Source organism: Streptomyces composti (genome assembly GCF_012034205.1).
Lineage (GTDB): Bacteria > Actinomycetota > Actinomycetes > Streptomycetales > Streptomycetaceae > Streptomyces > Streptomyces composti.
This window is the reverse complement of sequence record NZ_JAATEM010000061.1, coordinates 1-6,075: the sequence shown is the minus strand read 5'-3', so window position 1 is coordinate 6,075 and position 6,075 is coordinate 1. Positions and strand designations below refer to the sequence as shown.

Sequence of the window (6,075 nt, the reverse complement as noted above, 5' to 3'; positions counted from 1 at the left end):
GCCACCGACACCGTGTCCGCGTCCGCTCGCTCGCCGTTGCCGCGGCAGGGAGAACCGGGCCGCGCCGGAACGAGCGCCCCGTGAACGGGCCGGGCGGGTGTGCGACGTGCCCGGCGAGCTGTGCAAGGAGACGAACGTGCGACGAGTACCCGTGACGCGCTGGGCGGCACGGCAGGTTCTGGCCCTGCTGGCGGCGGTGGTGTGCCTGGCCGGGATGCACCCGGCGGCAGCGCCGCGAGCGGAGCTGAGAGGAGGGTCGAACTACTTCACCTACCGGGTCGACGAGGACTGCACGCGGGAGCCCTACGGCGTGGTGAACAGCTACGACCGGGCCCCGGACCTCGTCCGGGACCAGCTGGAGCAGATGGCGCGGGGCGGCCAGAAGCGGCTGCGCATCCCGCTGTTCCACCACCGGGGGCCCGACTCGGGCACCGTCATGGACTCGACGAACGGCGGGATCAGCCGCGCCCATCTGCGCAATCTGCGCTCCCTGCTCCAGGACGTGAAGGCGACGGGCTTCGAAGCGGTGGAGATCGCCTTCTTCCCGATGGACGCCAACGATCCCAGGGAATGGCAGGCGTTCGACCGCGGGCTGTACCAGGAGAACCTGGCGGTGATCCGTCAGGTGCGCGCCGAGGTCGTGCGCTCCGGAATCCCGTATGTGCTCGACCTGCTCAACGAGGGTGCGCCGGCCGACGACGAGGACGTCCTGCTGCAGTACGACAGGACGCTGTGGCGCGACTACCGGCGGGAGTTCGGCACCTCGGACACGGTCGGCTTCTCCATGATGGTCTGGATCGCCGGCCGGGTGCCGCACCTGCCGGAGGTGTACGGGGACCAGCCGCCCGAGGTCCTGGAGGTCCATCTGTACGGGCAGCCCGGGAACGGTGACGAGTACCGGCAGTTCATGGATGCCGACGCGGCCCTGGACGCCATCGGTTACCGGCAGCCGCTGATCGTCGGTGAGGTGTACTACGACGACGCGGAGGCCGCCGACGGCATCCGCCGGGCGATGGCGGACGCCGACCGCCGGGTGCGCCACCTCACACAGTGGCCCTGGCCCCGCGAGTCCCGGTGCCCGGCCGCCGATGTGGCCCCTCCGGCGGCGTACGGCGCCTACGCGGCGGCCGGGTTCTGATGTCCTGACCGCCGGGCCGGCTTCAGGCAAGTTCCTGCCGCCGGCCCGCCACCGGGCGGTGCCCCTCCCGCCGGCCTGCCATCAGGCGGTGCTCCTTCCGCCGGTCCGTTCGCAGGACCGGCGGAAGGGCTGTTGCGGGAAGTGGGCCGCCCACTCCTCGCGGCGCAGGGGGCCGTCGACCGTGCAGATGCGGCGGATGACGGCGCCGGGGTCGTTGGACCAGAACCGCAGGGTGGCGTCCTGCCCGGCGGTCACCAGGGACCGTCCGTCGGGGGTGAACTCCGCGTCGAGGACGGGACCGGAGTGGCCGGTCAAGGTGGTGAGCAGAACCGGCCGCCAGGGATCGGTGACGTCCCACAACTGGGCCGTGCGGTCGTCGCTGGTGGTGGCCAGGGTCCTGCCGTCCGGCGCGAAGGCGACGGCACGGGACGCCTCGCGGTGTCCGATCATGACGCTCATCGGTGCGGTGGATGCCCGCACCGGTGAGCGGGGCGCGGTCCTCGGGACGGTCCACAGCCGGACCTTGCGGTCGTCGTCGGTGGTCGCCAGGACTCCCTTGTCCGGGGCGAGTTCGACTCCGTTGACCTGGTTGGGGTGGAGCAGCTCGGCGATCACCACCGGGTTCCGGCGGTCGGAGAGGTCCCACAGGCGCGCGCGGTAGTCGCCGCCCGCGGTGGCCAGCAGGCGGCCGTCTGCGCTCAGGGACACCGAGTTGATCCGGTCGGTGTGCTCGGTCAGATCCGCCAGGTGCACGGGGTGGCCGGGGCGGCTGATGTCCCACAGCCGGGCGGTGTGGTCCTCTCCGCCGGTGACGAGCAGGCGCTTGTCGCGGCTCAGGGCGACCGCGTAGAGCGCATCGGTGTGCCGGGTGATCGTGTGGAGCAGGCGGGGGCGGCCGGGGTCCGTCACGTCCCACAGCCGCGCCCGGTGGTCCTGGCCGGCGGTGGCCAGGAGCCCTCCGTCCCGGCTGACGGCCACCGCGTTGACCTCCGTCGGATGCGGCACATGCCCCAGCGGGGTGACACGGCCCGTGGCTGAGCGGCGCCAGATCCGTGCGCCGGCTCCCTGGTTCGCCGTGACCAGCAGCCGCCCGCCGAGGGCGTGGGACGCCGACAGGGCCGGTGCCGGTGTCAGCACCACCGGCGGCGGGAGGTGCCAGAGCAGCACGCGGCCCTCGTCGTCGCCGGTGGCCAGGGCGCCTCCGGGGCCGAAGGCCACGGCGCGCACCGGATTGGGCTGGGGCAGGGCCATCAGTTGCCGGCCGAGGCCGAGGTCCCACAGCCGGGCGGTCTGGTCGTCGCCTCCGGTCACCAACTGCCGTCCGTCGGACCGGAATGCGACGCTGTGGATCAGGCCGTTGTGGCCGTGCAGGATTCTGGGCCGCTTCGGTCGCCGAGGGTCGGCGACCGGGGTGAGGTGGACGGTCCGGTCGAAGCTGACGCTGGCCAGCGTCCGGCCGTCGGGCGCGAAGGCCACCGCGCGCACCTGGGCCTTGTGGCTGCGCAGGACCTTGACGAGTGCGGGCCTTCCGCCGTCGGTCCTGGTCCACAGCCGGACGGTGTGGTCGTCGCTCGCGGTGGCGAAGGTACGGCCGTCGGGGCTGAAGGCGACACCGTTGACCGGCCCCTGGTGACCGGCTCCGCGTACCCCGGGGGCGCGGACCGGCCGTTCCCGGCGGGTGATGTCCCAGACGCGCAGGCCTCCTTCCGCGGTGACGGCGACCAGGGTCGTGGCGTCGGGGCTGATGTCCAGCGCCGAGACCGGGCCTCCCGCGGGGAGCGAGTCCAGCTTCCGGGGCGGGACGTGCGAGGCGTCCCACAGGGTCACCGCCTCGTCGGCACCCCCGGTGGCCAGGAGTTTCCCGTCTCGTGTCATCGCCGCGCCGGTCAGGGAGTCACGGTGACGCAGGGCGGCGACCGCGGCCGGCCGGGTGGGGCGGCGCATGTCGGTGAGCCGCAGCAGTCCGTCCTCGGCGGCGGTGGCCAGCAGGGAGCCGTGGAAGAAGGCCCGGCGCACGGTGTACCGGTGGCGGGGCAGCGGTGTGGAGTACACGCTGCCCGAGGAGGCCAGCAGGGCTCCGCGGGTCGCCGGGGTGGGGGCGATGCGGTGGGCGGCCAGGCTCAGCCGCATGGCGAGCGAGGGATCGACCTGCCGGAGCCGCTCGGCGTCGTCGACGGCCACCTGCGCCGCGGAACGGTCCCGTTCGGCCAGGGCGTCGGTCCGCTGCCACAGCGCGTATCCGGTGGCTCCGGCCGTCAGCAGCACCAGCACGGTGAGCAGGGCGACCAGCTGCCGCAGCCGGCGGGTGCGGCGGCGGCGGGCGGCGGCCTCGTGCTGCTCGTGGCGTACCCCGGCGTCCAGGAAACGGCGTTCGGGCGCGTCCGGGGCGGCCGGCCGGCCCCCGAGCCAGTCCACCGCCACGGCCAGCTGGCTGCCCCGGTACAGCAGGGCCGGGTCGCGTCCGCTCGCCTCCCAGGCCTCGGCGGCCTCGACCAGGCGCTGGTGGTTGCGCAGGCCCACGCGGTCGGCGTCGATCCAGCCGCGCAGCCGCGGCCACGCGTACAGCAACGCCTCGTGGGTGATCTCGACGTGGTCGGCGTCCATGGTCAGCAGCCGTGCCTCGGCGAACGCGTGCAGCACCTTCCCGGCCGCTTCCGGCTCGGACACCATGGACAGCAGGCGGTCGGGGCGGACCCTCCGCCGAGTGTCCTGGTCCGTCTCTCCGATCCGGACCAGGCCCAGCAGCAGCTGCCGGGCCGCGGCCTGCCCGTCCGGGCCCTGTCCGCCGTAGACGCGTTCGGCGCTGGAGGCCACGGCCCCCGTGATGCCTCCGGTGCTCCGGTAGCCGGCGACGGTCAGCCGCCCCTGGTCCCGCTGCTGCCACGTGGTCAGCAGGGCGTGGGCGAGCAGCGGAAGGCTCCCGGCGCCCGGGCAGGGGGCTGTCTCACCGGCGCCGAGATCGCTCAGGAGCAGCTCCAGCAGCCCCGGCTCCAGCTCCAGCCCCGCGGCCCGGGCGGGACCGGCGATGGCTTTCCGCAACTCGTCGGTGGTCATGGGCCCGAGCGGGAACTGACTGTGCCGCAGGGCGGCGACCAGCTCCGGATGGTTCAGGCACTGGCCGTAGTAGTCGGCCCGCACACCGAGCACCACCAGGATCCGGCCCCGTGTTCCCGGCTCCGGCGTGGCCAGGGCGTGCAGCGCACGCACGAAGCCGTGCCGCTCCTCGTCGTCGGTGCACAGGGTGAAGACCTCCTCGAACTGGTCGACCACCAGGACCAGTCCGGACCGGCCCGCCGTACGCCGGCCCCCGGCCGCCTGCCGCGGCAGCCCGCCGGGGCTGCTGAGCATCTGCCGTAGCAGGCGGGCGAGTTCGCCGGGGCCGGCCGCCAAGGCCGGTTGCAGGACGGTCGCGTCCAGGCCCGTCACGCGCGACAGGCCGCGCACCAGTTCCGCCGCCGGCCGTGAGGTGGGCGTGAGGCACAGCGCCGGCCACGCCCGCGCCCCCGGTTCGGGCAGGGCACCGCCGGCGAGCGCCGGAAGCAGTCCGGCGTGCAGGAGGGAGGACTTGCCCGCGCCGGACGGCCCGACCACGACGACCGGTCCGCCCCTGCGCTCGCCGAGGTGCCGGGTCACGTGCGCCACCAGCGCGGCGGTCGTCCTCTCCCGTCCGAAGAACCACGGCGCGTCCTTCCTCCCGAACGACGCCAGCCCCGGATAGGGGCACACCGACCCGGCGGCGGCGCCCCGGCTCGGCGGTGCCAGGGCGATCAACGCGCCCCCGGCTCCCAGCGCCGCGTCGCAGCCGTGAGCGAGATCGGCGCTGGCGGGCTTCTGCCCGTTCTCCACCTTGCTCAGGTGACCGCGGCTGTAGTGCACGAGCGCGGACAGGTCGGCCAGGGACAGCCCACGCTCCGTGCGCAACCGCCGCAGGCACTCCCCGAAGGTCTCCCCGACCATCCCCACTGTCCGGTCCTGCCCCAGGTCACGGGGTGTTTCCTGTTTCCGCTCCCGCAAGACGACAGGCACCTCCTTGGCCCCACCGGTCCGGACTCCCCACGATGATTCCGGACTCTCCGTGATCGAGACGCTACGGCGAGTCCTCTCCGGTCACGGCCCGAAGCCGCAGGCCGCCCCCCAAGGAGTGACGGGGGCGTGACGAGACCCCGGACCTCGCGCTCCGGCCACACCCCTGACGAAAGGAACCCATGCCCATGCGGACCCGGTTCGCCGCCCTCGTGCTCACCACGGCCGTGGTGCTCGGCACCGTCCTGGCGACCTCCGCCCAGGACTGCGAGAAGCACAGCCACAGCCACTGCATGACGTGGCGCGGCCGAACGGGCTGAGACGACCGTCACGAGGCGCGCCGGGCGGCCAGGTCCGCCCACGCAACCCGCCGCCCGGCGGGCCCCACCACCAGCCGTCCATGAGAAACCCATGAGAAGGAGACAGTCATGCCACCCAGGGCACCGGACTTCGGACCCGCCATCGACCCCTACGCCGCATACGACGGGCAGCGCCGCTGCGATCCCGCCGCCAAGCCCGGCGTCCTCGCCTTTCGGGATCTGCTGCTCGCCACCTACCCGGGCACGACCAGCCTCGGCATCAGCCGGGAGTGCTCAGCCGAAGGCGTCAGCGAGCACAAGGAGGGGCGCGCCTTCGACTGGGGCGTCAATGTCAACGGGCAGGCCCATATCGCCGCCGACCTGCTGGACTGGCTGCTGGCGACGGACCGGTACGGCAACAAGCATGCGATGGCCCGCCGTTTCGGCATCATGTACATCATCTGGAACCGGCGCATCTGGAAGGCGTACCGCGCCGACGGCGGCTGGACTCCGTACACCGGCCGCTCGCCGCACACCGATCACGTGCACTTCAGCTTCAGCTGGGCCGGGGCGCGCAAGGAGACCAGCTGGTGGACGGGGGCGAGGCATGCCGGG

At 73.6% G+C, this 6,075-nt stretch carries 4 protein-coding genes; 3 read left to right on the top strand and 1 reads right to left on the bottom strand.

The window, feature by feature from the left end; genetic code table 11:
- Positions 1-136: 136 nt before the first annotated feature.
- Entirely contained in the window at positions 137-1,138 is a 1,002-nt protein-coding gene (locus HCJ93_RS28805; RefSeq protein ID WP_167998773.1) for a hypothetical protein, read from the top strand.
- 81 nt (positions 1,139-1,219) lie between these two features.
- Here the strand turns inward: HCJ93_RS28805 and HCJ93_RS28800 are convergent, their stop codons facing one another.
- Complete coding sequence (locus tag HCJ93_RS28800; RefSeq protein WP_240967985.1) at positions 1,220-5,095, bottom strand: nSTAND1 domain-containing NTPase; 3,876 nt, start codon at positions 5,093-5,095, stop codon at positions 1,220-1,222.
- A gap of 248 nt (positions 5,096-5,343) precedes the next feature.
- On the opposite strand from HCJ93_RS28800, the gene HCJ93_RS28795 reads away from it, so the two are divergent.
- Positions 5,344-5,481 (top strand): hypothetical protein, encoded by a 138-nt coding sequence (locus tag HCJ93_RS28795; protein ID WP_167998771.1) that lies wholly within the window; start codon positions 5,344-5,346, stop codon positions 5,479-5,481.
- A 108-nt stretch (positions 5,482-5,589) separates the two neighbouring features.
- The coding region (locus HCJ93_RS28790) for a VldE C-terminal domain-containing protein (protein ID WP_444875658.1) at positions 5,590-6,075 on the top strand (486 nt) is incomplete at its 3' end.

Bases quoted from the DNA above. Each gene is read 5' to 3' on its own strand.
- HCJ93_RS28800 (WP_240967985.1), bottom strand. From the start codon at position 5,095: ATGGTCGGGGAGACCTTCGGGGAGTGCCTGCGGCGGTTGCGCACGGAG.
- HCJ93_RS28795 (WP_167998771.1), top strand. From the start codon at position 5,344: ATGCCCATGCGGACCCGGTTCGCCGCCCTCGTGCTCACCACGGCCGTG.